30 protein-coding genes, 1 pseudogene and 1 riboswitch are annotated in these 25,930 nt (G+C 44.5%); of the genes and pseudogenes, 5 read left to right on the forward strand and 26 right to left on the reverse strand.

The genetic code is table 11. The features are described from left to right. From N667_RS18140 to N667_RS0100015, 3 genes and pseudogenes are all read right to left on the reverse strand, one after another. A pseudogene (locus tag N667_RS18140) lies at positions 1–381 on the reverse strand (RNA-guided endonuclease TnpB family protein); the annotation flags it as partial. A gap of 91 nt (positions 382–472) precedes the next feature. Further along, positions 473–1,708: a superoxide dismutase gene (locus tag N667_RS18145; RefSeq protein ID WP_232223866.1), complete on the reverse strand. Its 1,236-nt coding sequence runs from the start codon at positions 1,706–1,708 to the stop codon at positions 473–475. A gap of 294 nt (positions 1,709–2,002) precedes the next feature. Then, a complete protein-coding gene (locus tag N667_RS0100015; protein ID WP_027407643.1) occupies positions 2,003–3,511 on the reverse strand; it encodes a helix-turn-helix domain-containing protein in 1,509 nt (502 codons plus the stop codon). 248 nt (positions 3,512–3,759) lie between these two features. Between N667_RS0100015 and N667_RS0100020 the strand changes: the two genes are divergently transcribed. The 3 genes from N667_RS0100020 (at position 3,760) to N667_RS0100030 (ending at position 5,824) form a co-directional block, all read left to right on the forward strand. Then, complete coding sequence (locus N667_RS0100020) at positions 3,760–4,341, forward strand: DUF6230 family protein (RefSeq protein ID WP_027407644.1); 582 nt, start codon at positions 3,760–3,762, stop codon at positions 4,339–4,341. 25 nt (positions 4,342–4,366) lie between these two features. Continuing rightward, positions 4,367–4,774, forward strand: coding sequence for a DUF6114 domain-containing protein (locus tag N667_RS0100025; RefSeq protein WP_027407645.1), 408 nt, complete (start codon positions 4,367–4,369; stop codon positions 4,772–4,774). Between the two features lie 117 nt (positions 4,775–4,891). Next, on the forward strand, positions 4,892–5,824 hold the full coding sequence (locus tag N667_RS0100030) for a hypothetical protein (protein ID WP_027407646.1): 933 nt from the start codon (positions 4,892–4,894) through the stop codon (positions 5,822–5,824). Between the two features lie 211 nt (positions 5,825–6,035). Here the strand turns inward: N667_RS0100030 and N667_RS0100035 are convergent, their stop codons facing one another. From N667_RS0100035 to N667_RS0100050, 4 genes are all read right to left on the reverse strand, one after another. Beyond that, positions 6,036–6,527, reverse strand: a complete 492-nt coding sequence (locus tag N667_RS0100035) for a YpuI family protein (RefSeq protein WP_027407647.1) — start codon at positions 6,525–6,527, stop codon at positions 6,036–6,038. Between the two features lie 18 nt (positions 6,528–6,545). Beyond that, entirely contained in the window at positions 6,546–6,965 is a 420-nt protein-coding gene (locus N667_RS0100040; protein WP_027407648.1) for a hypothetical protein, read from the reverse strand. A 63-nt stretch (positions 6,966–7,028) separates the two neighbouring features. Further along, positions 7,029–7,610, reverse strand: coding sequence for an SMC-Scp complex subunit ScpB (gene scpB, locus N667_RS0100045; RefSeq protein ID WP_027407649.1), 582 nt, complete (start codon positions 7,608–7,610; stop codon positions 7,029–7,031). Then, the gene (locus N667_RS0100050) at positions 7,591–8,367 is read right to left on the reverse strand and encodes a segregation/condensation protein A (protein WP_027407650.1); all 777 of its coding nucleotides are present in this window, start codon (positions 8,365–8,367) and stop codon (positions 7,591–7,593) included. The genes scpB and N667_RS0100050 overlap by 20 nt, the downstream gene beginning before the upstream one ends. Before the next feature lie 119 nt (positions 8,368–8,486). Between N667_RS0100050 and N667_RS0100055 the strand changes: the two genes are divergently transcribed. Next, positions 8,487–9,002 carry a DUF309 domain-containing protein gene (locus N667_RS0100055; protein ID WP_027407651.1) on the forward strand — a complete coding sequence of 172 codons (516 nt, stop codon included), beginning with the start codon at positions 8,487–8,489 and terminating at the stop codon, positions 9,000–9,002. A 9-nt stretch (positions 9,003–9,011) separates the two neighbouring features. Here the strand turns inward: N667_RS0100055 and N667_RS0100060 are convergent, their stop codons facing one another. From N667_RS0100060 to N667_RS0100090, 6 genes are all read right to left on the reverse strand, one after another. Further along, complete coding sequence (locus N667_RS0100060) at positions 9,012–9,359, reverse strand: GNAT family N-acetyltransferase (protein WP_027407652.1); 348 nt, start codon at positions 9,357–9,359, stop codon at positions 9,012–9,014. 104 nt (positions 9,360–9,463) lie between these two features. Continuing rightward, positions 9,464–9,928 carry a 6,7-dimethyl-8-ribityllumazine synthase gene (ribE, locus tag N667_RS0100065; RefSeq protein WP_027407653.1) on the reverse strand — a complete coding sequence of 155 codons (465 nt, stop codon included), beginning with the start codon at positions 9,926–9,928 and terminating at the stop codon, positions 9,464–9,466. Positions 9,929–9,978: 50 nt separating this feature from the next. After that, the gene (locus N667_RS0100070) at positions 9,979–11,172 is read right to left on the reverse strand and encodes a bifunctional 3,4-dihydroxy-2-butanone-4-phosphate synthase/GTP cyclohydrolase II (RefSeq protein WP_027407654.1); all 1,194 of its coding nucleotides are present in this window, start codon (positions 11,170–11,172) and stop codon (positions 9,979–9,981) included. A gap of 18 nt (positions 11,173–11,190) precedes the next feature. After that, positions 11,191–11,841 carry a riboflavin synthase gene (gene ribE, locus N667_RS0100075; protein WP_027407655.1) on the reverse strand — a complete coding sequence of 217 codons (651 nt, stop codon included), beginning with the start codon at positions 11,839–11,841 and terminating at the stop codon, positions 11,191–11,193. Continuing rightward, entirely contained in the window at positions 11,841–12,941 is a 1,101-nt protein-coding gene (gene ribD, locus N667_RS0100080) for a bifunctional diaminohydroxyphosphoribosylaminopyrimidine deaminase/5-amino-6-(5-phosphoribosylamino)uracil reductase RibD (protein WP_027407656.1), read from the reverse strand. Before ribD ends, ribE (N667_RS0100075) begins: the two co-directional genes overlap by 1 nt. 308 nt (positions 12,942–13,249) lie before the next feature. Beyond that, positions 13,250–13,385, reverse strand: a riboswitch (FMN riboswitch). A 206-nt stretch (positions 13,386–13,591) separates the two neighbouring features. Next, complete coding sequence (locus N667_RS0100090) at positions 13,592–14,029, reverse strand: peptidylprolyl isomerase (RefSeq protein WP_027407657.1); 438 nt, start codon at positions 14,027–14,029, stop codon at positions 13,592–13,594. Between the two features lie 167 nt (positions 14,030–14,196). Here N667_RS0100090 and N667_RS0100095 point away from each other — a divergent pair, with 167 nt between their 5' ends. Continuing rightward, on the forward strand, positions 14,197–15,066 hold the full coding sequence (locus N667_RS0100095) for a DUF1002 domain-containing protein (RefSeq protein WP_409978164.1): 870 nt from the start codon (positions 14,197–14,199) through the stop codon (positions 15,064–15,066). A gap of 168 nt (positions 15,067–15,234) precedes the next feature. Here the strand turns inward: N667_RS0100095 and N667_RS0100100 are convergent, their stop codons facing one another. The 13 genes from N667_RS0100100 to N667_RS0100160 form a co-directional block, all read right to left on the reverse strand. Continuing rightward, on the reverse strand, positions 15,235–16,176 hold the full coding sequence (locus tag N667_RS0100100; RefSeq protein WP_027407659.1) for a helix-turn-helix domain-containing GNAT family N-acetyltransferase: 942 nt from the start codon (positions 16,174–16,176) through the stop codon (positions 15,235–15,237). 301 nt (positions 16,177–16,477) lie between these two features. Beyond that, complete coding sequence (gene lysA / locus N667_RS0100105) at positions 16,478–17,797, reverse strand: diaminopimelate decarboxylase (protein ID WP_027407660.1); 1,320 nt, start codon at positions 17,795–17,797, stop codon at positions 16,478–16,480. A 200-nt stretch (positions 17,798–17,997) separates the two neighbouring features. Continuing rightward, positions 17,998–19,452: a spore germination protein gene (locus N667_RS0100110; protein ID WP_409978165.1), complete on the reverse strand. Its 1,455-nt coding sequence runs from the start codon at positions 19,450–19,452 to the stop codon at positions 17,998–18,000. Then, entirely contained in the window at positions 19,436–20,029 is a 594-nt protein-coding gene (locus N667_RS0100115) for a stage V sporulation protein AE (protein ID WP_027407662.1), read from the reverse strand. The genes N667_RS0100110 and N667_RS0100115 overlap by 17 nt, the downstream gene beginning before the upstream one ends. Before the next feature lie 5 nt (positions 20,030–20,034). After that, positions 20,035–20,385, reverse strand: a complete 351-nt coding sequence (locus N667_RS0100120) for a SpoVA/SpoVAEb family sporulation membrane protein (protein WP_027407663.1) — start codon at positions 20,383–20,385, stop codon at positions 20,035–20,037. Next, on the reverse strand, positions 20,370–21,398 hold the full coding sequence (gene spoVAD / locus N667_RS0100125; protein ID WP_027407664.1) for a stage V sporulation protein AD: 1,029 nt from the start codon (positions 21,396–21,398) through the stop codon (positions 20,370–20,372). The genes N667_RS0100120 and spoVAD overlap by 16 nt, the downstream gene beginning before the upstream one ends. A gap of 18 nt (positions 21,399–21,416) precedes the next feature. Beyond that, positions 21,417–21,851, reverse strand: a complete 435-nt coding sequence (locus tag N667_RS0100130; RefSeq protein ID WP_027407665.1) for a SpoVA/SpoVAEb family sporulation membrane protein — start codon at positions 21,849–21,851, stop codon at positions 21,417–21,419. Further along, on the reverse strand, positions 21,848–22,279 hold the full coding sequence (locus tag N667_RS0100135) for a stage V sporulation protein AB (RefSeq protein WP_027407666.1): 432 nt from the start codon (positions 22,277–22,279) through the stop codon (positions 21,848–21,850). The genes N667_RS0100130 and N667_RS0100135 overlap by 4 nt, the downstream gene beginning before the upstream one ends. After that, a complete protein-coding gene (locus N667_RS0100140) occupies positions 22,269–22,895 on the reverse strand; it encodes a stage V sporulation protein AA (RefSeq protein ID WP_027407667.1) in 627 nt (208 codons plus the stop codon). The genes N667_RS0100135 and N667_RS0100140 overlap by 11 nt, the downstream gene beginning before the upstream one ends. A gap of 117 nt (positions 22,896–23,012) precedes the next feature. Beyond that, positions 23,013–23,765: an RNA polymerase sporulation sigma factor SigF gene (gene sigF / locus N667_RS0100145; protein ID WP_027407668.1), complete on the reverse strand. Its 753-nt coding sequence runs from the start codon at positions 23,763–23,765 to the stop codon at positions 23,013–23,015. Positions 23,766–23,778: 13 nt separating this feature from the next. Continuing rightward, on the reverse strand, positions 23,779–24,219 hold the full coding sequence (spoIIAB, locus tag N667_RS0100150) for an anti-sigma F factor (protein WP_027407669.1): 441 nt from the start codon (positions 24,217–24,219) through the stop codon (positions 23,779–23,781). Next, positions 24,220–24,558 (reverse strand): anti-sigma F factor antagonist, encoded by a 339-nt coding sequence (spoIIAA, locus tag N667_RS0100155; RefSeq protein WP_409978166.1) that lies wholly within the window; start codon positions 24,556–24,558, stop codon positions 24,220–24,222. It lies immediately after the preceding gene. Positions 24,559–24,704: 146 nt separating this feature from the next. Next, positions 24,705–25,880 (reverse strand): D-alanyl-D-alanine carboxypeptidase family protein, encoded by a 1,176-nt coding sequence (locus N667_RS0100160; RefSeq protein WP_027407671.1) that lies wholly within the window; start codon positions 25,878–25,880, stop codon positions 24,705–24,707. Positions 25,881–25,930: the final 50 nt, after the last annotated feature.

The following is a 25,930-nucleotide window of genomic DNA, read 5'->3' on the forward strand; positions in this document are numbered from 1 at the left end:
ATGGATGCCCATCGATAAGGCAATGGTTCCATTTTCGTACACTTTGAACCCATCTTTCGCCCATTTCGTGTTGAAGAATTTCTTTTGTTTGTATGGGTAGCGAGCATGATGAAGTCCTTTTTGAATGGCGGCTTGTGCCGATTGTCGCGCGAAGAGATACTGGTGGCAGACGGCTTGAATCGACTGGCTGTGGAGATGAAAGCGGCCTTTCGTTCGCTTTTGCAGCTCGCTTTTCGAGATGCGGCGGCCGTGTTGAAGGAAGTATTCTTTCGCGAGCCGGAGGCACTCATTCCAGACGCGTGCCGACTCCCGATTGCAGGCCACCAGCCGTTTGAGATCCCTTTTCGATGCACGAAAGGCGATTTTTTGACCGCGGAGCATCGAGATTCCTTCCTTTCCCTACAGCTTGGTTAAGATGATTATAGCACATACGTTCTGTTTTAGAAAGAAAAACATCCGATTCATCCCCCACCTACACTTCGCTTAGAGGTGGGAGACTTCTCGGTGAATGTGTTAAAAAGACTTCCAGCGAAGTCTGCTTGCTTGCTTGCTCAAAGCGCCGTTCAACATCGCGCCAGTTGACGACATTCCAAAAACTGCGGATATAGGCCGTTCGATCGTTTTTATACTGCAAATAGTATGCGTGTTCCCAAACATCTAACACAAGCAAAGGAATCGTATCCCATTGCGTCATCAACTGATGTTTTTCTGTTTGCAAAATTTCTAATCGATTGGCGCGCGGCGACCAGACAAGAAGCGCCCAGCCGACCCCTTCAACGCTTTTCGCCGCTTCCGTGAAATGTTGTTGAAACTGCTCTACGCTGCCAAAATCGGTTCTTATTTGTTCCAACAATGCTCCTTGCGGCCGGCCGCCTCCATTGGGCGTCATGTTATTCCAAAAAATAGTATGCAAATAATGACCGGAACCATGAAACGCAGCCTCGCGTTCCCAATGCTTTAATAAACTGTAATCATTCGTTTGCCGCGCCCTTTGCATCATTTTTTCTGCCTGGTTCAACCCATCAACATAGCTTTTATGATGTTTTGTATGGTGCAAACGCATAATTTCTTCGGAAATATGCGGTTCAAGGGCATCATAGCGATACGGAAGCGGTGGAAGTGTATGACCGCCGACCGGAACACGGTTTTGTCTCTGTTCTTCCACTATCTCCTCTTGTTCCTGCTTTAATTGACGGTCAGCGGTTTGTACTGCTTTTTCGTAAATCGCTTCTACCATCGTTTGAATGTTCGTAATCTCTTCTTCAAGCCATTCTCCTTCGTGTTCTTCAAGACGCGCGAGCAGCATTTCAATATCATTTGCATCCTCTTCTAACCAACTCTCCTCTAATTGTTTCCCCCACTCGCGTACTTCCTGCACATATTGTTGAAATTGAGCTTGTTGTTCCGGATGATCGCCGACTGGAACACGATTTTGCTCTACCTCTTGTTCTTCCTGCACTTGTTCCTCGTTCGCTTCTTCCTGCTTCAATTGGCGATCAGCCGCCTGCACCGCTTTTTCGTAAATCGCTTCTACCATCATTTGAATGTTCGCAATCTCTTCTTCAAGCCATTCTCCTTCATGTTCTTCAAGACGCGCGAGCAGCATTTCAATATCGTTTGCATCCTCTTCCAACCAACTCTCCTCTAATTGTTTCCCCCACTCGCGTACTTCCTGTACATATTGTTGAAATTGGGCTTGCTGTTCCATAAGAAACCTCCTCATTTTTTATCCGTCATTATCGTATGATGTGCGCGGAAAAAGCGTTCTTATCACTGATGAACCTCTCCTGCCTGCACATCGCTTGGATGTAGGAGATTTCTCGGTCAATATGTTAAAGCATACGTTGATTCGAAGGCTATTCTAACTCGCTCCTTTAAGCGTTAATATATAAACCGAAATGTCCCGGGAGTATGTTCTCCCTTATGAACCTCCCCCACCTACACTCCGTTTAGAGGTGGGAGACTTCTCGGCGGATTATGTTAAACGGCAAAGTAGGTTATTTTATTGAATGATTCCCAAGCGGATCGCTTTCACAGCTACTTCCGTCCGATTTCTGGCGTTCAGTTTTTTCATAATGTTAGAAATGTAATCCCGCACTGTAAACTCACTAAGATATAACTGTACAGCCGCCTCAGATGTTGACGCACCATCTGCTAGAAGCTTTATAATTTCGATTTCTCGGGAAGAAAGAGAGATGTTATTTGGAAGCAAATCAGTTGGCTGAATATTAGCTTCAATAAATCTTAATAACAACTCCCCGGAGCTTTGTCCGAACTTCATCAGCGCCGGAAATAAGGTCCTATCGACTGTGAAATATTGCCCTGGTCCTTTATCAAGCACCACTCCTCCGATAATTTTTCCTTCCGTCGGCACATAAATGGGGACGATCATAAGGGAGGCAAGCTGAAATGTTTCTACATATTTCTTAGGAAACTCTTTATGAGCGAATGGCACATAAATAGGTTGGAAGTTTTTCATTTCATGATTTTGGGATTTAAGCTTAACAAGACTTTCATTCAAAATCGGGATGTTATCCATTTTCTCAGCAATGGCCTGAATTTCTTCCTTGTTCAAATGATACCCATACAAACCGACGCCGATGCTTTCCATGTTCGAAAACTTGAATAAAGCGCAGCGTTCGAAGGGAAGAAAATGGCCAAAGCCGAAACAAATGTTTTCAATTGCCTCTTGAAAGTTTTGCGATCGGATAATCCATTCGTTAAATAATATGACGGCGTCTTTCCAAAGATTTTCTTGGAGACAGCACAGTTGCCTCTCTTCCTCTAACTGAAACTTACGCAATATATGAAAAACAACATCTAAATCAATGTGATGATGAGTTGTTGTCCCAAATAACAGCAGCTCGTTTTTCCAAGGAATCGGAAGACGTGAACTTGATAACACGTTAGCAACTTCATTCCAAGTAGCAAAAAAGTTTTCCCCGTTAAGAGATGCCGCGTTCGGATGCGGTCCAATTATTTTTTTGATATAAAATCCTTCCTTTTTTTCTTCAATTCTCGCAATCCATTTCACCCGTATCCCCGGTGCTTCCAATATTTGCTCACATATCGCATCAATCCCTACTAATTCTTGATCGAATGAATATAGAATTCGTTCGCCTATTTTCGAAAATAAATAGTGGACAGAAGGGTGTAATTTAGAGGAGAAGGCAATTCGCGACTTCAAAATTTTATGAGATGCATTTTCCAACAAATTCAGGCTAAAAATAATAGCTTCCGGATCAGGCCGTTGTGAAAATCTTTCTACCCACTGCTGCTGCATATTCCATAGCATGCTGCCTGCTTCCACATTTCCTCTCCTCGCCGTTGCTAAACATTCGAGTAAAAAATCACTGATAAATGCGAATATAGCTTCCGATCTTTTATTCGCATGTCGCAACGAATCGAGAATTCGATTCCTCTCTTGCAGAAGCTCTTCTTTATAAACGCTTAGCAATTGGATAGCGCTGTTTAAAAGGCCATGTAAATGATGGTTTAATGCTTGTGACAACGCTTCCATCCTCCTTGTCCTTTATTGGATAGATTTGTATTCACTTAGATGGCACCACACTCCCCGATCGTTAAATATTTTTCGGTTTATTTCTACAAATATTTCTTATTCTCAAATAAAATTCCTACAAATGTAGGTATTAAAACTTCTGCAAACTTGACATAAAATTTTCACAAAATTAAGAAAGCGTTTACTTTATAGTGAACGCCTCCATTTTTTACCCTAAAAAGAATAAAGGAGGAGGATTTATGTCAGAAATTTTAATTGCGGGAGGGCATACCGTTCGGAAAAGATTTTGGATTGCGCTTTTAAGCGGATTTTTGTTTTTAGGTTCTCTTCTTGCCGTATTCGGAATGACAGGCGTAGCCTATGCGGTGCCGCTTAGCGGATTTGGCGAATTTACAGTTAAGTTTGAGAAGTTGGTGGGATCTGGCTTTAAACTATATGGAGGACTTGCTGATGGAGCCGAAACAAAAAATATCCCTGTTGCTGTTAACGAAATTAACCATGCAACGATTACTGGATTAGAGATTTCCAAAACTATTCCAGCGCTTGGAATCAGAGTCGTCATCACATCCGAAAATCCTGTTGAGATTGATGGGCTTATCCAAAAAGCTACTTTAATTAATGGCAACGCCCAGTTTAGTAACTTAGCAATGTCGGAAAATTATGTTGGCAATATTAATGATCCGGTGCAAAAAGTAGCCCGTGAATTTACACAAGGTGCTGACAATATCATGATTGAAAACGGAGACTTAAAAACGTTATATCTCTTTCAGCAAAAAGTCTCTCTTCCTGGGATGAAAGTTTCTTTTGAAAAAGTAAACTAATCATTTTGCACAAGGATGGTAGCAAATGAGCACAATTTCTTCTGGATGGAAAAAATTTAAAAATTGGAAAACGAAGCGACCTTTCTGGGGAGCCACTTTAACGCTTATATCAGGAGCAATGATTTTATGGGTTCCTATGCAGCTTTATGAAATGGCTCTGACCCCGGGAAGTATGGTATTTGTCGGCTTCTTTTTAGGAGGGCTCGTATTCCTTCTAGGATTCATGTCTTATATAATGCCTAGATTCTCTACTTTATTTGGGGTCATATCCATCTTTGCGTCTGTACTGTCGATTATGGGGGCGCTTGGCGGGCTTTTAATCGGCACTATTTTGGGGATTGTTGGCGGATCTTTATGCGTTGCCTGGAAGCCGCAATTTGCAACGGCAGAGCTGCAAAGCGGTTTTTCTGGTCAGAACCATTTCGACGCATAAAAATATTCCACGCAGCATGAATTTATCATCCATTCCTCTCTATTCGCAGCACGATGCCCCCTGCAGCGGGTGTTTTTGCAACTCGAGCCATCTCCCGGTTGAAATGGGAGAGGCTCTGTGCAAAAACGCGATTCGTGCACTATTGAATTTTGTTCAGAAAAGGTGATCGCATTGGCCCATCCATTCAATCGGCCCAAATTCGCAATCGCTATATTGTTTCTAATCATCGGACTGTCGTTTCCGGTCGCACATAGTTCGGCGGATTCTCCGTCTCCTGTCGGATTTGTCATTGAAGCGAGACAACTGGAAGGCACCATGTCCGCGCTTTCGATCGCGACAGGCGATACGGCGGAAAAGAAAAACATTCCTATGCTTTTATTCCGGTTTGACAATGCGACCGCAGAAGGGTTAACGATTCGAAAAATTATAGAAACCCCGGCTGGAATGGTCACCGTCCACATGTCGTCTTCCGATCCAGCCGTCTTTCGCGATCTTGTCTTGAAAGCTTCCAACGCCCAAATTGGCGAAATATATAAACCGAAAAACGGAAATATCGGCTTCAAAAATTTAAAAGTGCTTGCCCATTATGTCGCCGCAAACAACGCGTCACTCCCACAGCTTCAGGCTTATTTCGAAAATGGCGGCAAAACAGAGATGCAGCCGTCTACTGAAGGCGAACTCAAGCAAATGATCGACGCCATAACAAAAAACACGCTTGTTAACAGCATCATTAAAACACCTAAAGCTGATCCTTCCGGAAACGGCAACGATGAAACGAAACCATCTGGAAATCTCATAAACACCCCAGCTAGCGATATCATAAATAATCCGTTTAACAATCAAGCCCCCATTGACGATATAATAAAGCATCTGCCTAACAGCAACGACAAATCTGAACCTGTTGGCAATGTTGTAAACAGCTTGCCTGCTACGGATGACCATGCTGAAAACAGCAACCTAAACACAACGTCGCCTTCTAACGATAAAACGAATCTTCCGTTTCCTGTCCAGGAAATATTGCAAAAAATTGATCGGCTGAAAACGGAGTAACAATCCCTTTAACATATCTACCGAGAAGTCTCCCACCTCTTAACGGAGTGTAGGTGGGAGAGATTCATAAAGCGGCACATCAACAGCTTGACTGTCCTCTTTTTTATTTTTGTTCGTCCTCTCATCTGTCCTCTTGAGTTGAGAGCATAGAGACTTTTAGGCAAATATGCACAAACCGCCTCCCCAATTCAGGGAGGCGGCTGCAGCCGTATTATTTCGATTGCATCATTTTTGTCCGATAGTCAGTTTCGTAAAATTCCAGCTCTTCACGCATCGCCTGAAAGCTGCCCTCAACAGAAGCGATGAGCGCTTGGAGCGACGGAGGAGGCGTCTGCCGAAATTTGATCGAATTGCGTCCGGTATAAGCGGAACGGCTGTCTTCGTACCATGCGTCATTTTTCGGTGCAAAAAACTCCGCAATGCACGAGTGATAGACGCGATACAAAGCTTTTTCCGCAGCAGCTTTACGGAACGGCTCATCCCCGAGCACAATGCGGCACGCCTCTAGTCCTTCCTCGCAATACACAACAAGGCGGCGCAAGTTCGAAAGCAACTGTTCAGCATACGTTTGGTCGACGTCGTCTTGCTCGGCAAGCAGGCCCATAATCGTTGTTTCGTTTAAATATCCGGCAATCGCTTGTACCGTTTTTTGTAAAAATGCTTCAACCTGCTTTGTTTGATTCATGACGATGGAATTTCCCATATTACAGACCCCCGTATATTATAATGGTTGTTTAATGAACCGAAGCGGTGAAGTTAGTTCATATTCCCGCTTTATTTCTAAAGCCGAAAAAATTTCCGGAAGCTTCGCGTATTCAATTTGTTCAAAATAACTGCGAAACTCCTTCTCCTCACTAATATATATGCGCTTCCGATGGCGAAAGCTTGGGTTAGAGAGCAGGCAAACGAGCGCCACGATATCTTTGAAATAGACGTCGCGTCCCTGCACTTGAAAAATGGGATCTTGCTCATATGGGGTAAATGACGGAAATAATTGATCGAAATAACGCACATATAAAACGTGCAGCGTTTTTTCGTCGCCGTCGTCAACAAACGTGACCTCGGAACGGTTAAAAAAGTCTTCTGATGTGTTTGGTTGCGCCTTTTCTAGCTCATATCCGCGGCATTGGCGAATACGCATCCTAAAGCCTCCTTTACGTGCAATAACGGAAAATTCGTTACCTTTATCTTATCACAATTATCTTTATTGTTTAAAAGTTTCTTCAAATTTTTCAAAAAATAAGTCGGCTTCCCGTTCCGTTTCTTCTTCCTTCAATTCTGGAAGCGGCGGCAACTCCTCGATCGTTTTTAAACCAAAATAATCTAAAAACTCTTTTGTCGTCCCGTATAAAATAGGCCGTCCTGTCCCTTCCGCTCTCCCTACTTCCTTTATGAGCGCCCTCGCAATGAGCGTTTGCAGCGGTTTGTCGCTTTTAACGCCGCGAATCTCCTCAATTTCCGCCCGCGTAATCGGCTGGCGGTAAGCTACAATGGCTAACGTCTCAAGCGCAGCTTGCGATAAAGAGGAGGAGGAAGGCGATTCGACAAGCTTTTTTAAATATGGCGCGTGCTCTTTTTTCGTTGCCAGCTGATACACACCAGCAAGCTCGATCAGTTGAATGCCGCGGTCTTGCCCGCTGAAATCCGCTTTCAGTTCGGCAATAATGCTAAGTGCTTGTTCCTCCTCGATTTCAAGCACAGAAGCGATTTGTTTGAGCGACAATCCCTCGTCCCCCGCAGCAAACAATAATCCCTCAACAATCGCTTTATAGTGGTTCATCTCCATTACGTTCCATCCTTTCATTGCTCGCAATGAAAATATCAGCAAAATTTCGCTCTTGCTCAATCACAATTAAATTTTTTTTCAGCAGTTCTAAAATGGCCAAAAACGTAACCACAATATGTTCGCGGTCATAATACGGGAACAGATCGAAAAAGTTTTTCCGTATTTTCGCTTTCCGCAATTCATCTAAAATTTCTTCCATCCGCTGTTCAATCGGAATTTCCTGGCGCGCCACTTTTGTATGGAGCGGCTTTTGCAGTTTTTTGCGGCGCAAGAGCTTGGAAAGAGCGCCAAGCATATCATAGACAGTCACATCGAGCGGGCGTCTTTCTGTTTCAATTTTAGATGCATAAATGCTCATATCGCTCGGCGGCTTTGTAAATAAAAGGGCTCGCTCCTCTTCGCGTTTTTTCAGCTCATGTGCCGCTTCCTTATATTTCTTGTATTCAAGAAGGCGCTGCATTAATTCGTCGCGCGGATCTTCTTCTAAATGGCCGATTTCTTCATCGATCAATTCCTCTTCATGCTTCGGCAGCAGCATTTTGCTTTTAATCGCCAAGAGTGTCGCCGCCATGACTAAATACTCGCTTGCAATATCGAGCTCGAGCTCTTGCATCGCATGGATGTACGCCATATATTGCTCGGTAATCTCGGCAACCGGAATATTATAAATATCGATTTCATATCGGTTAATTAAATGCAATAACAGGTCGAGCGGACCTTCAAACGCTTCAATTTTCACATTGTACTGCACATTCATCCCACCATTTATAATGACACTACCGTTAAGTATAGATGATAATTGAACGTTGTCCAAGCAAATTTTTCCCAAGCGTATGATACAATGGAAATGAAATAGAGAAAGAAGGTGATGGAATATTGTATCCGAGCGCTTACATCGATTATTTGCTTCATTTCCATACAGACCGCGATTATTTTGAGTGCCATGAATTATTGGAAGAATATTGGAAAAAAGACGAAAAAAGACGTGTTTGGGTAGGGTTGATTCAAATAGCGGTCGCGCTTTATCATCATCGGCGTGGAAACCGAAACGGAGCGAAACGCATGATGCAAAAAGCGGCTTGGCTTCTCGCACAGGAGAGAGCAAGCCTTCAGCAACTCGGCCTCGATGACTCAAAGCTTTTGGAGCTATTGAAAAAATACATGGAACGAATTGAACAAGGAAAACCATATAGAAGCATCGAGTTGCCCATCAGCGATAAAGCGCTGCTTCAAACATGTCTTGAGCTTTGTGAAAAAAAGGGGCTTTTTTGGGGGAAGGAAAGCGATCTCCATAATGAATTTTTGCTTCATAAGCATGCGCGGCGCGACCGTTCCGATGTCATCGCAGCGCGCGAGCAAAGCAAGCAAAAAAAGCGGCTGCCTAATGACTAGGCAGCCTTTTTACAGTTCACATTTGTCAAGAAATGAAGCTGTAAACTCATTAGCCTTTAATTCGTAATTCGGGTACAGTTCCTTGAGCTCTTTCACCATTTGTTTTCCGATGCCTTGATGACGGTGCGAAGGATTGACGCTGATATGCTGGATTTCCGCTGTTTGCCCGTCGCCCAACAAAATGCCAATAATACCGATAATATCGTCCTCTTCTTTCCATAAAAACAGCTGCCAGTTTTCGTTCGTTTCATAGTGTTTGATCGTCTGCTGCAACTTTTTCAAATCTTTTTCTGTCGGCATAAACGACAGAAGGCCCATGGCAATTTTTTCATAGTTTTTCCGATAACGAATTAACATAAAAAACCCCTCATTACTGGCTATACTTTTCTTCGACAGAAAAGCACAAAAGTCGTTTTCTCATTACGTATTATAAACGCTATTGCTCCACTTGTGAACTCTTTCTACGAAAAAGAGCGAAGCAAGTTCGCCATTTCAATGGCACTAACAGCCGCCTCCCAGCCTTTGTTGCCCGCTTTCGTGCCTGCTCGTTCGATCGCTTGTTCAATCGTGTCGGTCGTTAAAACACCAAAGATGACGGGCGTTCCCGTTGATAATGCTGCATGCGAAACGCCTTTGGCTACCTCATTGCACACGTAGTCGTAATGGCTTGTGGCCCCGCGGATCACCGTTCCAAGGGCGATGACTGCATCGTACTCTTTTGATTCTGCCATTTTTTTCGCCACCAGCGGAATTTCAAACGCTCCCGGCACCCATGCCACAGCTACATCATTTTCGTCAACGCCATGGCGTTTGAGGCCATCCAAAGCCCCCGACAGCAATTTGCTTGTAATGAATTCGTTAAACCGCGAAATAACAATTCCCACTTTTAATCCTGTACCAACTAAATTTCCTTCCATCATTCGCATATGAATACCTCCTATTATTCCAAAAAAAGTAAAAAATATACTTCTTTTTATTAAAAACGAAGCATATGGCCTAGCTTTTCGTATTTTGTTTTTAAATACTTTTCGTTTTCTTTTTTGGCAGGCATTTGCAGCGGCACGCGCTCTACTACCTCCAAGTCATATCCTTTCAAGCCGGCAATTTTGCGCGGATTATTGGTAAGAAGACGCATTTTCGTTACGCCTAAATCTTTTAAAATTTGCGCGCCGATGCCATAGTCGCGCAAGTCAGCCGGAAAGCCGAGCTTTTCATTCGCTTCCACTGTATCGTATCCTTGTTCTTGCAGCTTGTAAGCGCGCAGTTTATTCAGCAAACCGATACCGCGGCCTTCTTGACGCATATACAGCAAAATCCCTCGCCCTTCTTCCTCAATTTGCGCTAAAGCCGCGTGCAGCTGCGGACCACAGTCGCAGCGGTACGAACCAAATACATCGCCTGTTAAGCATTCAGAATGGACGCGGACGAGAATCGGTTCGTCCGGAATCACTTCTCCTTTCACAAGCGCGATGTGCTCTTTTCCATCCACCGAGTTCGTATAGCCGATCGCCCTAAACTCGCCAAATTCTGTCGGCAGCGTAATTTCAACTTCCCGCTTCACCAATTTTTCTTTGCGATTGCGGTACTGAATTAAATCTTTAATCGTGATCATTTTCAAATCAAATTCATCGGCGATTTGCCGCAAATCCGGCACGCGCGCCATCGTTCCATCCTCTTTAATGATTTCACAAATGACGCCAGCCGGCTTTGCACCGCACAAACGGGCCAAATCAACAGCCGCTTCCGTATGACCAGCGCGGCGCAATACGCCTCCCTTTTTCGCCACAAGCGGAAACACATGACCGGGGCGCTTAAAATCGCTCGCTTTGGCGTTCGGGTTGAGGAGCTCTTGAATCGTTCGAGAACGCTCGTATGCGCTAATGCCCGTCGTCGTTGATTTATGATCGATGCTGACGGTAAAGGCAGTTCCGTGCGGATCGGTATTGTGATTGACCATCGGTGCCAATTCCAATTTATCCGCCAGCTCTTCCGTCACTGGCACACAAACGAGTCCGCGCCCATATTTAATCATAAAATTAATCACTTCTGGCGTCGCCTTTTCCGCTAGAGCGACGAAATCCCCTTCATTTTCTCGATCCTCGTCATCGCAAACGATAATGACATTTCCTTGCATCAGCTCATAAATTGCTTCTTCAATTGTGTTGAACATACTCCCACCACCTTTTCCTTATTTGTAGCCATGCCTTTCTAGAAACTCGAGCGTAATCGCCGATTTCACCTTTTCTTCCGTTTTCCCACGCGCGAATTGTTCTACATATTTTCCGATCATATCACACTCAATATTCACGATATCCCCCGCTTGCTTGTCGCCTAAAATCGTTTCCGAGCGCGTATGCGGAATTAAGGAGATCGTAAACGTGTCTTCCGTCAAACCGAAAATTGTGAGGCTCGTCCCGTCGACGGCGACCGATCCTTTCAAAATCATATACTTCCTAAGCGGTTTTGGCATTTTAATTTCATAATAGACGGCATTGGCAACTGGCTCTTTGCGAATGATTTCGCCGATGCCGTCGACGTGCCCAGACACAAAATGCCCGCCAAACCGACCGCCTGCGGCCATTGCCCGCTCTAAATTGACTTTTGAACCTCCTGTTAATGTGCTTAGTGATGTCGCGCGGACGGTCTCCGGCATCACATCCACAGTAAATGAACGGTTTGTAAATGACGTAACCGTCAAGCACACGCCATTAACGGCAATGCTGTCGCCAAGCTTCACATCCTCAAGCACTTTTTTCGCGCCGATCGTAATAACAATCGCTTCTCCCGATTGCCGCATTTGTTCAATTGTGCCGATTTCCTCAATAATCCCTGTAAACATTATGCCTCACCCTTTAGTTTTGGTACTGCAACCACTTTTATATCCGGTCCGATCGTTTCGACGCGCGTAATGATCAATTCCGCGACGTCTTTCATATGGGTAAACCCAATGCCGCCGACAGGGCTCGGCGCCTCGCTCCCTCCGATGAGCTTAGGTGCAAAATATGCAACGATTTCTTGGAAAGCATGCGCCCGCACAAAACTATCGTGCACGCGCGAACCGCCTTCAACAAAAAGAGAGGTAATGCCCCTTTCGCCCAATGAACGTAACAGTTCATGAATGTTGATCGTCGGTTCATTCATTTGTATCATGTGCACATGCGGTTTTTCATACAAAGCAATGCGCTCATCTGGCACTTGGCTGCCAACAATCAGCCACGTCTCGGCTTCCGCATCGTTTATGACATTAGCATCAAGCGGCGTACGTAAATGCGTGTCTAAAATAATGCGAATCGGGTTTTTCCCTCCTTCGGGGAGCCTCGTTGTCAATCGCGGATCATCGGCAATGACGGTGTTCACCCCGACTAAAATCGCATCGTTCATGGACCGGTACCGATGCACATCTTGTCGCGCTTCTTCTGATGTAATCCATTTGCTGTCACCTGTTGTCGTCGCAATTTTTCCGTCTAAACTGCTCGCATATTTCAATGTGACAAACGGCGTTTTCGTCTTTATATAGTGAAAAAAGACACGGTTCAGTTCATCAGCTTCCTCTTTTAAAATGCCGACAACTACCTCAATGCCCGCCCGCTTCAGCTTTTCAATCCCTTTTCCAGCCACAAGCGGATTCGGGTCGGTCGTTGCCACTACCACCCGCGCTACGCCTGTTTCCACTAATAAATCAGCACATGGCGGTGTTTTTCCGAAATGGCTGCACGGCTCAAGCGTAACGTAAACGGTCGCCCCTCTCGCTTTGTCGCCTGCCATGCGAACCGCATGAACTTCCGCATGCGGCTCTCCCGCTTTTAAATGCGCGCCGAAACCAACGATCTCTCCATTTTTCACAACGACCGCGCCGACAACCGGATTCGGCGATGTTTGACCGCTTGCTGTCTTGGCAAGCTCCAACGCCAATCGCATATACCGTTCATCATGCCGCATCATGTTTCCTCCTCTCTTCCGACATATAAAGAAAACCCTAGGTAAAAAGTCCTAGGGCAGAGATATGTAAGAACCACAATTGACATGTTTCGTTTTTCGCACGTCAAATAAGCGGCACATTCCACGCACGATCTCGTTTTTACGGGAAAAACGGCACGCCATCCCAAAACATTCGTTCCCGTACACAACTAAACTTCAGCCTACCATGCTCCTCCATCTGTTCGAACATACGACCAACGCTCAGTCATATGGACGGCATAGGCTAGCAGCTTTTCTTGCGCACCATTCATGGTCATGCGCCGCCTCATGTGATCCTTCTCCCATCCAGACTGTAACTGTCGGCTCCGGAATCGCACCGGATCGTGCCTGTTCGGCTCGCGGGCTGAGAAACGCATCAGTTTCAATACCGCCGGTCGGGAATTACACCCTGCCCCGAAGGATACAAACGACTATGTAATTTTTTATCATTATATCATAACAAAAGCGTTTGTCCATGCACGCGCATTTATTTGGCGATAAACAGCCAGTACATCGCTCCCCAGACGAAGCTTACGCCAAGTAATATAAAAAACAGCACCCAATTTTTCTTCATGATGCCCATCCTTTCAAAAAAGCTTAACAGAACGCGTCTGTTAAGCTCTCCTTTCGGTTTATTCTTCCCATACTTTAACTTCTTTCATAACGTCGCCGTTTTTCATCGCTTTAACAGCGTCCATTCCGGATGTCACTTGGCCGAAAACGGTATGTACGCCATCTAAATGCGGCTGCGGCTCATGCACGATAAAAAATTGGCAGCTTCCTGTATCGCGGCCGCGGTGCGCCATCGAAATCGCTCCTTCGACATGCTTATGCGGGTTGTTATCCGTTTCACACGGAATCGTGTATCCAGCATCGCCCGTCCCATTTCCGCGCGGACATCCACCTTGACTTACGAACCCCGGAATCACACGATGGAACGTTAAGCCATTATAAAATCCTTCGTTTGCTAGCTTTTCGAAATTTGCCACCGTCTTTGGCGCTTCATTCGGAAATAGTTCAAATTCAATCGTTGCTCCGTTTTCTAACAAAATATGCCCTTTTTTTGCCATGCTCTCGATCTCCTTTCTTTCATTCCCCCCTATCATACCATTGTTTGCAATGTAAAAAAAGTAGACGTCCATATCGTTTTGCTTCTATCTTGTCTCGTTTGTATGTAGAATAAGAATGGTGGCAATAAAGAAGTAATAAGGAGGTTGAACTAGTGAAACGCATATTGATGGGATGGATGATGGCCTCTTTGCTGCTTGCATATCCGATAATGGCGGCAGCCGATGCAGCGGAAGGCGATGTCATTATTACACTAGGCGAGAACTTAACTGAAGCACAAAAACAGCAAGTGTTGAATGAAATGAACGCGCCGCAAAATGCGCAAACGATCACCGTTTCTAACGCGGAAGAGCATAAATATCTCGACAATTTGATTCCAAAAGCGCAAATTGGCACACGGGCGATTTCGTCATCGATGATTACGATCGGTGCCGAAGGTTCTGGGCTTGATGTGGAAACACACAATATTACATGGGTGACAAAAGAAATGTATACGAATGCGCTCATTACTGCGGGCGTTAAAGATGCAAAAATTTATATTACCGCCCCGTTTCCTGTCTCCGGCACTGCGGCGTTAACGGGATTGATGAAAGCGTATGAAGTTTCCTCAGACAAGGTAATTCCAGAAGACGTCAAAAAAGTAGCCAACGAAGAGATGGTGAAAACGGCGCAGCTCGGCAAATCGATCGGCAACGATCAAGCAGTCGCTCTTTTAGCAAAAATTAAAGAAGAAATCGCTAAAAACCCGCCGAAAACGGATGCCGACTTGCGCGCGCTCATCGAAAAAGTCGCTAAAGATTTAGGCATTACTCTCACTCAAGATGAAATAAACAGCCTAGTTTCCTTATTCAACAAAATGAAAAACTTAAATATTGACTGGAATCAAGTCAATGACCAATTAAGCAAAGCCAAAAACAAGCTTTCGACCTTTTTGCAATCGGAAGAAGGAAAGACGTTTATTCAAAACATCGTCGACATTTTAAAAGAAATTTGGAATGCGATTAAATCAGTGTTTACTTCATCGGAAACGCAAAAATAATAAAAGGTGCCACAATGATATGATCCCCTACAAGTAGACAGCGAAAAAGAGGACATTTGATATGATGTTCTTAGGAGTTTGCTTGATAGGGGATTTTTTATGGCAAAGAAAAGACAAGCTTTAATGAAAGCTGAAAAATATTCCTAAACCTTTCTCAATATTTATATTTTATGAGATTGTTTTTTCGTCGGTCAGAGTTAAGTCCCAGCGTTCTTCAATCAATCTAGTTCCAGTCCATGTCTTGTTCGGTTTCTCCTCTGTTAATTTAAAATTGTACTTTTGATAAAGATGTCGAGCTGTGTCTAATATACTCACAGTCCACAAGAAAACATGCTGATAACCTCGTTTTCTACAGAAAGCAATCGCTGTGTCCATTAGTTTTTTCCCTAGACCTAAACCTTGGTAATTTTCATCAACGACAAACCATCGAAGTTGGGCGATTTGTTCACTAGATTGAGTAATCCCAATAGAACCTACGATTTCACCATTGACCTCCGCGACCCATAAATCCCCTCCTTCAGAATCCCCCAAAAATTCCGTTAACCCCTTCATAACATAATATTCAAAAGCTCGACCAAACCCATATGTTTTGTGATAGAGCTTTCCGTGAAGATAGGCAACATAGCCCACATCTCCGGGTTGAAACGATCGAATAGACACGTCTGAGTGTGATTGATGTTCTCCAGAAAGAATAGATTCGATGGTTTCCATGGATGTGACAAGCTTTAATTGATCACGTTTTGGCATTGCTTGAATCATTTTAGCTACTTCACGATTCGCATTTTCAACCAAGCCATTTAAAACTTCTCTACCATAATCAGTTAGATAGAGTAAGTATTGACGTTTATCGTCTGATGAACGTTTTTTAATAATAATTTTTTCTTCCTCAAATCGTTGGATAATCCGGCTCATATAACCTCGGTCAATTCCAAGGGTTTCTCTAATTTCAGTCGCCGTGCAACCATTTCTTGAATTAATTTCAGTTAATACACGGGCTTCTGTTAGTGTATATGGCCGATTATAAATTTCTTGATCGATTTTACCTAGAACGTTTGCATAAAATCTATTGAATTTCCGGATTTTTTCTACATTATTTCGAATTGAATCCATATAGGTACCTCCATAAAGTTCAGAAAATTTAAACTAAACATATTATAAGAAATATAGTTGTCTTGGTCAACTATATTTCTTAACTGAGGATCGTTTTAACATAGCTACCGAGAAGTCTCTCACCTCTTAACGGAGTGCAGGTGGGAGAGGCTCATGAAAAGTATTCCTAAATGCATTTGCCTTTGTCTTTTTTCGCCATAAAAAACCCCCTCCAAGTATCGTGTAACATTCCACATCTGAAATGTGGGCTTTTTACACTGTCTACTCAAAGGGGATAATATCAGTTAGAGTCTTTTTTGTTTTATTGGTTCACCTTCGCCCTTAGCGGCACGTCTAGACGCACTAAGTCTTCGTACGTTTCCCGACGAACGACGAGCTGCGCTTCGCCATTTTCGACAAAGACAACAGCCGGGCGAGGCAAGCGATTGTAATTGTTCGCCATCGAATAGCCGTATGCACCGGTGCAAAATACAGCCAAATAATCGCCTGCTTCTGCTTTCGGAAGCGGCAAGTCCCAGATGAGCATATCGCCTGATTCGCAGCATTTGCCCGCAATCGCCACTACTTCTTCTTTTTCATCGAGCACGCGGTTGGCGAGCACCGCCTCATATCTCGCCTCGTATAAAGCGGGACGAATGTTGTCGCTCATTCCTCCATCTACCGCCACATAATGCCGGACATTTGGCACTTCTTTACGTGAACCAATTGAGTAAATCGTCGTTCCAGCATCGCCGACAAGCGAACGGCCAGGCTCAATCCAAATTTCCGGCATCGCGATCCCCAGCTCGGCAGCTTGTTGTTTCACTTCTTCAATAATGTTTTCAACATATTTTGAAGCAGAAAGCGGAGTATCTTCACTCGTATAACGAATCCCGAATCCGCCGCCGAGATTGACAACTTCAGGCACAAACCCGTACGCTTCCTTCCAGTAAGCAATCTTTTGGAAAATTTTCTTCGCGGCTAGTATAAACCCAGTCGTCTCAAAAATTTGCGAACCGATATGACAATGAACTCCGAGCAAATGAAGCGAAGGAGAGTTTAGCGCCAATGTTAGTGCCTCGTCAGCCTGTCCGTTATTTAAATCAAAACCAAACTTAGAGTCTTCTTGGCCCGTTAAAATATAGTCATGCGTATGTGCCTCAATTCCAGGAGTCACTCGAATTAAAATCGCTGTCGTTCTCTCTTGCTTTCGGCTGATTTCTTCTAACAGCCGCAGCTCGTAAAAATTATCGACAACAATGCAGCCGATTCCGCATTCAAGCGCCATTTCCAGTTCTTCACGGCTTTTGTTATTGCCGTGGAAATGAATGCGTTCTGGAGGAAACCCCGCCTTTAGCGCTGTATACAATTCTCCTCCTGATACAACATCGAGCGACAGCCCTTCTTCCTCCGCTAATTGAACCATCGCAACCGTCGAAAACGCCTTGCTAGCATAAGCGACTTGCGCTTTGATCCCATGCTTTTCAAACGTTTCTTTAAACGCGCGGGCGCGGGCGCGAATTAACGCTACATCATAAATATACAGTGGTGTCCCATATTCTTTTGCAAGATCTACAACATCGACTCCGCCGATTTCTAAATGTCCTTTTTCGTTGACACGACTCGTTCCGTGAAAAAACATGCCGATCCCTCATTCCGAAAGATTAAATATTCAAAGAAGCTAATTTTTATGCGTTTCAAAAGCAAAAAAGACAGTTAACGAACGGAAATTAACTGCCTTTTTTGCGAAAAAAGATTACGTATAACTTACCACAATTTTATGAAAGTTGCAATACTAATCTTTTGATTCCATCATTTTCTATTATCCGTTGTAGCAATCGATCACGTTGGCTGTTTTCGCCGATTTTGCGGATGGACGATGCTCGGCCGCACTTTGCCGCCGGCGACGGAACGGCGAACGATAATTTGCATAAACGCCCCCGGATCAAAAGGAATAAAAGGCCATAAATACGGTGTATTAAGCGAACGAATGCGAGCTAATAAAATTAAATAAACCGTGGTTCCGATCACCAGCCCCGGCACTTTGAACAACGCAACGGCTAAAGCAAGCAATAGACGAGCAATTTTGTTAGCGATGCTTAACTCATAGCTTGGCGTTGCAAATGATCCAATCGCAGCGACTGATACATATAAAATGACCTCTGGAACGAATAACCCAACATTAATGGCAATTTCGCCGATTAAGACCGCCGCAATTAAGCCCATCGCCGTCGACAATGGCGTCGGCGTATGAATGGCGGCCATGCGCAAAAACTCAATCCCAAAATCGGCGAGGAAAATTTGGACAATGGTCGGAATGTGCGTATGCTTATTCGGCCCAATAAATGCAAGTTTTTCCGGCAGCAAGGACGGTTCAATTACAAATAAAATCCAAAGCGGCAGCAAAAATATCGACGCTAAAATTCCTAAAAATCGCACCCAGCGCACAAATGTTCCGACCGCAGGATTTTGCCGATACTCTTCCGCATGCTGCACATGGTGAAACAAGGTCGTCGGCGTAATGATCACACTTGGCGATGTATCGACTATAATAATCACATGCCCTTCAAGCAAATGGGTAGCCGCTACATCGGGACGTTCCGTATAGCGGACGAGCGGATATGGATTGTATCCTTGTTTTACTAAAAACTCTTCGATCGTTTTGTCCGCCATCGTCAGCCCGTCAATTTTAATTTGCTTAATTTCTTTTTTCACAAGCTCCACAAGCCCCGGGTCGGCCACGTCCTTAATGTATGCAATGCATACATCCGTTTTTGATCGCTCGCCAACTTGAATAATTTCGAATCGCAGCCGTTCGTCGCGAATGCGCCGCCGCGTGAGCGCGGTGTTGACAATAATGTTTTCTACATAACCGTCGCGGGCGCCGCGCACCACTTTTTCTGTGTCCGGCTCTTGCGGCTGCCGACCAGGATAACTGCGAACATCGACAATAAATCCGCTCGTTTCCCCTTCCATTAAAATGACAATAAGCCCTGATAGCAGCTTATCAATCGCTTCATTTAAATCTCTAACAGGACTTACCTGCTGATGTACAAGCCTGTTTTCAAGAATTTGTTTGGCCTGTACACTTTGTCGTTCGTCATCGTTAATTTGGACAATTTGCTTTAACAATTGAATTAAGTACTGTGTATCACAAAGACCGTTGCAGTAATAAAGGTGCACTTCCCTTTTTAGCACAAATATTTTCCGAATGCCTAAGTCAAAACTCGCTCCAATTCCGATTTTCTCTTTTAAATATGTTTCATTATCAACGAGCTTTTCAAATATCGGAACGATATCTGTTTTCGTCGCCACGATGCCCACTCCTTTCTAAAATCACTTCCACCGCTTTTTTCGTAATCGGCGAACCGTATTTGACGTGATCGCGGTATCCCATTTTTCCGATGTCGCCAATACCAACAATAATCGGAATATTTAACTGTTCCAAACAATAAACCGTATCGCCATTAATCCGCCCGATCTCCATTTCCGGTATGCCTTCCTTGTCAACGCCCCGTTCTGTTAAATTTCCGTCACGATCTACGCTAACATCGACTTTGGCCCATTCATGCTTATGCGTATTCGAAGCGACGGCAATGGCCCCGATGACTTCGATTTGTTCATGCGTTGCTACATATTTCAACGCTTGCTCACCGACACCCTCGCCGATCGCTCCACAATCATCGAACATCACGAATACTGGGTCGTGCGGCGCTTGCAAAATCAGTGATACGAGCTCTTCTCCTGATAGCGGCGTTGGATTTCCTTGAGAGCGGCTGATGCAGCGCCCTCCCACTTCTTTGGCGACATGCTGGATCGTGCGCCACGCAAACTCATCCCCATCCGTCACGACAATAATCCGTCTTTTTTTCATTGTCGTTACCCTCTCGGCTTCCAAATGATTGCCGCAAAAAATGAAAGAACGATTGTGAAAGAAAGCTCAAGCCCGACAAATTGAAAGATTCCAGCTCCGATATTGGTCCATCCTTGCTCAGTTCCATGTGACCATATTCCTTTAACGAGCAAATATCCGAATCCGCTCATCGGCAATAGCGCCCCGGCACCCGCAACCGAAACGAGCGAGTCGTATACACCTAACGCCCCTAAAATGGCCCCGAAGCTTACAAGCACTGCGACCATATGGATTTGTGCGACATTGGCTCGATCAATAATAAACTGGGCCAATCCACAAATTAGTCCACCGACAAAAAAAGCTATCCAATATTCCAACGTGATCCCCTCCCTGCCGCTTCGATCACAACTCCGTGAGCGATTGCTGGAATCGATTGTTTTTGCTGCATCATTGTTGGGCTTAATAATGCTCCCGTTGCCACAACCAACATGTTACGGAATGTTCCTTTCTCCATTTCCTTCAATAAATGACCATACGTAACAACAGCACAGCAAGCGCAGCCGCTTCCGCCGGCAAATGTCGCTTGATCCGGTCTGTATACCATCAAGCCGCAGTCATTATAGTTCACTGTTACATCATACCCTGCCTCCATCAGCAGTTCCTTGACGATCACGCTGCCGACTCGTGACAGGTCGCCGGTAACGATTAAATCATAATCAGCAGGGGAGCGCCCCAAGTCTAAAAAATGTTGTTCAATTGTATGAGCAGCAGCCGGTGCCATCGCTGATCCCATATCGAGCGGATTTTTCAACCCGGCATCAATCACTCGCCCAACTGTAGCTGACGTAATACGGAAGCGGCTTTTTTTCCTAGTGATTAATGCGGCCCCTGCTCCTGTCACTGTAAATGTGGCGCTTTTCGGCTTTTGCACCCCGAGTTCCGTCGGGTAGCGAAACTGCCGCTCCGCAGTGGCGTTATGGCTGCTCGTTGCCGTCAGCACTTGCCGCGCGAATCCCCCATCCACAAGGGCTGAACCGACCGCGAGCGTTTCCATTGATGTCGAACAAGCACCGAACATACATAAAAACGGAATCGGAAGATCGCGCGCCGTATAATTAGCAGTCACATTTTGATTCAACAAATCTCCCGCCAGAAAAAAATCAATGTCATTGGCTGTTACATTTCCTTTTTGTAGGCAAACATCAATAGCCTCTTTCATTAGACGGCGCTCTGCCAATTCCCATGTCTTTTCCCCGCAGTATAGATCGTGATGCACAACATCAAATTCCTCTCCGAGCGGTCCATTCGCTTCAAAAGGGCCTACTGCCGTTCCAGTTGCCTGAAGGTACACATCATCAAACACCCACGTTTGCTTTCCGGCAAGTCTCACAAAACCCCTCCTTTCAACTTACACGATGTAATGCACCACTCCTAACACAAAGGCGACGACCACTCCATAGACGATGACAGCACCGCCAACTTTAAACATTTGATTTGCCACGCCGCCTACCCAGCCTTCACTGCGGTGCTCTATGGCCGCACTCGCTAATGAATTGGCAAACCCGCTTAACAAGATGGTCGCTCCAGCGCCGGCGAATTGGCTGAACGTGTCATACACGCCGAGCGCTGTAAACAAAACCGCAAGCAAGATAATAGTCAACATCATTAAATGGTCCGCATTTACCGCTGAAACATTGAACCCGTTCATATACAGTTTGCGCAGCGCTTCGCCGCAGGCGCAAAGCAATCCACCGCTTATAAATGCTTTAAGGCTATTGGCTATATACGACGGTTTCGGCTGAAACTGTTTGACAGCATGCTGATAATTTTTCCGTAAACTCATGGTGAACCCGCCTCCACAAAATAAATCCAATAAAATAACGAACCAAACACTTTCCCTAATACAATCGCCATCATTAACAAAACAATTTTATTTGCCATCCTCATCCGTTTGGCTAAAATCGGCCATACATTCAACACCTCTGTTAATGCCGCTGCCAACATTCCAATAAAGATTCCGCTTAGAAGCCCTATCGGAACGAGCCAATATTTTGCGGCATATAACATTGAAGAACGCAAGCTGATCCACCCGCCGACCACCGCGCCAGACACTGCGCTCCACTCATATGCATGAATCCATTTTTCCGTTTTCGTTAATTGCGTCAATCTCGGAATGACACCAAGAACGACCAAAAAGGCAACAAACCCCGTTCCGACCGCCAGTCCTCCCGCAAAGCCGATGGCAATCATCGCGATCGTCTTAATCGCCATCATCAATCCGCTTCATACTTTCTTTGTTTTCATGTAAAATGACGTACTGGTCAATCGATTGCTGATAATTGAACATTTCGACTTCGAGAGGACTTGGTTCTTCATTGAGCCGCTTGCGGAACACATGGTTAAAAAAGACAATCATGCCGATCCCTAATCCGATAGAATAAGGAATTTGAAACAACAGCGGTTTATCCGCTTTTTCACCGGTAATCATCGTATATAAATGTTGCTGCGTTTCCTTCATGCTGACATCTTCGTGAAAATTGATGATTGCAATGGCGGAGCCGATGAAAAGAAGCAACCACACGAGCAAAAAGTAAATGAAGGAGACGTTTCGCTTTGGGTATACTACTTCTATAATCGTCTGCGCTGGCCCGACCGTTTGAATATCCAACGATTGATCAAAACGAATGAGCGCATCGACAACCTTCATCACATCAATAACGACCATATTTTTATCACTTGGCTCAATACGGTATATTGGAATTTGCTTAATCTTTTCAAGTGTCTCTTCATTATCGGCAATCATTTGCGCCACATCTCCAGCTAAGATGACATCCTTTGGCCTCACTTGAACGCGGTGGCGCAATTTAAGGAATACGGCTTTTTTCATTGGCCTCACACCTTCAGCATCATTTTTCTTATGTGAATAGTATGTTTGAACAAAAAAGGAATAATTCGGACAAATCACAATTACCATCAATTCTATAAAAAAGAAAAAGAATGGATGTTACTCATCCATTCTTTGTTTCATCTGCTGTAAAATTTTTTTCTCTAACCGCGATACTTGCACTTGAGAGATGCCTAACCTAGATGCCACTTCTGATTGTGTTTGATCTTTGTAATAGCGCAAATAGACGATGAGCCGTTCCCGCTCATCCAATTCTTCCATCGCCTTTTTTAAAGCGATTTTATCAAACCAAGAATCTTCATCTTGATCAGCGATTTGATCAAGCAGTGTAATCGGATCGCCGTCATTTTCATACACCGTTTCGTGAATCGATGTCGGGGAGCGGCTTGCTTCTTGCGCAAGCACCACTTCCTCCGGCGAAAGCTGCAAATAATCGGCGATTTCCGTTACCGTTGGCACCCTTCCATGCCGCTTAGACAATTCGTCTTTCGCCTTACGAATTTTATTTCCCATTTCTTTTAACGAACGGCTGACTTTGACCGTTCCATCATCGCGCAAAAAACGCTGAATCTCTCCGATAATCATCGGCACCGCATACGTGGAAAATTTGACGTCATACGATAAATCAAACTTATCGACCGATTTTAATAAGCCGATGCAGCCAATTTGAAATAAATCGTCCGGTTCATAGCCTCTGTTGAGAAAGCGCTGGACGACCGACCAAACGAGCCGCATATTTTTTTCGATGATTTCATCGCGTGCTTCCTGGTCTCCTTCCTGGCTGCGCCGGATCAGTTCTTTCATTTCGTGATCTTTGATTGGCGTCTGCTCTTGCTTGACATCGACATCCATAGGCATGTCTCCCTTAATTACATAGCGCTTTGCTCTTTGTGATATATTTCGTTAAATGAACAGTTGTCCCCTTGTTGATTTCAGAATGGATCGAAATTTCATCCGTAAAATTTTCCATAATGGTGAAACCCATTCCTGAACGCTCTAATTCCGGTTTCGTCGTGAACAACGGTTGCCGTGCCTCGTCAATGTCTGCAATTCCTACTCCTTCATCCTTAATCGTAATATGAACAACGCCATCATCAATTACAACCGAAATATACACGACGCCGTTCGGGTCATTATTGTAGCCGTGAATAATCGCATTTGTCACCGCTTCGGATACAACTGTTTTAATTTCCGTCAGTTCGTCCATTGTCGGATCAAGCTGCGCAACAAATGCGGCTACCGTTACACGGGCAAACGATTCGTTTTGGCTGAGCGCGGAAAATTGGAGGTGCATTTCGTTTCTCATTTACGCCACCCCCAATGTTTGTAGTGCAAATTGCTCGTCGTCTTCAAGGCGAATAATCTTAAATAATCCGGACATATCAAACAACCGCTTTACCGCTGGTGAAACAGCACAAACGATCATTTCTCCGCCCAAATTTTTAATTTGCTTATATCTCCCTAAAATGACCCCAAGACCCGAGCTATCCATAAACATTAACTGTTCTAAATTAAGCACAATATGGCGAATGCCCTCTTTTTCAAGAGTAGCAGTCACTTTTTCGCGGAGTTCTTCCGCTGTATGATGATCGAGCTCCCCTGAAAGCCGAACGAGCAACACATCTTGTCTTACTTCGAAGTCCATGGCTAGACTCACTGCTCTTTCCCCCTTGTCATTTCAGATACGCAATTATTTCTCTAAAATGGTGGGGAAGTCCTGCCATTTGACAAAACTAGTGGTATTTCGAAAAAAGTAGAACAAAGTCTACAAAAGCTGACAATTCCATTCTCCTAAGCTGGCTGAATCAGCGATTTTAACGTCCGCTTCCATAAATCCCACCAGCTCGCCTCCGCTACCGCTTGTTTCGCCACAAGCGGACGTTTTAATAACTCTTTTCCATCCTGCTTCAAAATCAGCGTTCCAAGCACTTCGCCTTTTTGGATCGGCGCCTCCACATTTTCCTTAAGCTTCACAACTTTTTTCATTTGGCTAACAGAAACGCCTTTTTTCGTGAGCACGGAAATTGGTTCCGCTGTCACAAGTTCAACGTCTTTCTTTTTCCCTTTGCTTATATTGACTTTCGTAATTACAGCATTTCGCTTGTAAACAGGATGCGTTTTATATTGACTAAAGGCGTAATCCAATAATTTCGTAATTTGTGTATTGCGGTCTTTTGGCGTTGGCGCTCCAAACACAACCGCGATGACGCGCATGCCATCTTTTTTCGCAGTCGCTGTTAAACAATATTTTGCTTCTGCTGTAAATCCTGTTTTTACTCCGTCGACTCCCGGATAAAACTTCACAAGGCGATTCGTGTTGACAAGCCAAAATTTTTTGTCGGTATTCGCCCGCAAGTAATCTTCGTATTTTCCTGTGTATTTTGTAATTTCATCGTATTTTAATAGTTCCTTTGCCATGATCGCCATATCGTAGGCACTGCTGTAATGGTCATCCGCTGGAAGCCCAGTAGCGTTCTTAAAGTGGGTATCTTGCAATCCAAGCTGCTTTGCCTTTTTGTTCATCATTTTCACAAACTCTTCTTCCGAGCCGGCAATTCGCTCCGCCATCGCAACTGCAGCGTCGTTGCCAGAGCCGATCGCAATGCCCCGCATCAGTTCGTCAACTGTCATTTCTTCACCCGGCTCTAAAAAAATTTGCGAGCCACCCATGGACGCAGCATATTCGCTCGCCCGTACTTTTTCATTCCATTTGATCTTTCCTTGATCAATCGCTTCCATAATGAGCAACATCGTCATAATTTTCGTCATACTCGCAGGCGGCAGTTTTTCATGAGCATTTTTTTGATACAAAATCGTTCCTGTATCGCGCTCAATCAAAATGGCCGATTTAGCATGGTTAACTAGGTCTACATTGGGTTTTACTGCTTTTTCCGCCGCTTGAACTCCTGTAGATATTGGCAACGTCCAAGCGATTATGAGTAACAAACAAATAAAGGCTTTCTTCATCTCCCAACCCTCCATTCTTTATACATGCCATCTTTTCCAACTTTTATTTT

This window comes from Anoxybacillus tepidamans PS2 (assembly GCF_000620165.1).
In the GTDB taxonomy this organism is placed as follows: Bacteria; Bacillota; Bacilli; order Bacillales; family Anoxybacillaceae; genus Anoxybacteroides; species Anoxybacteroides tepidamans_A.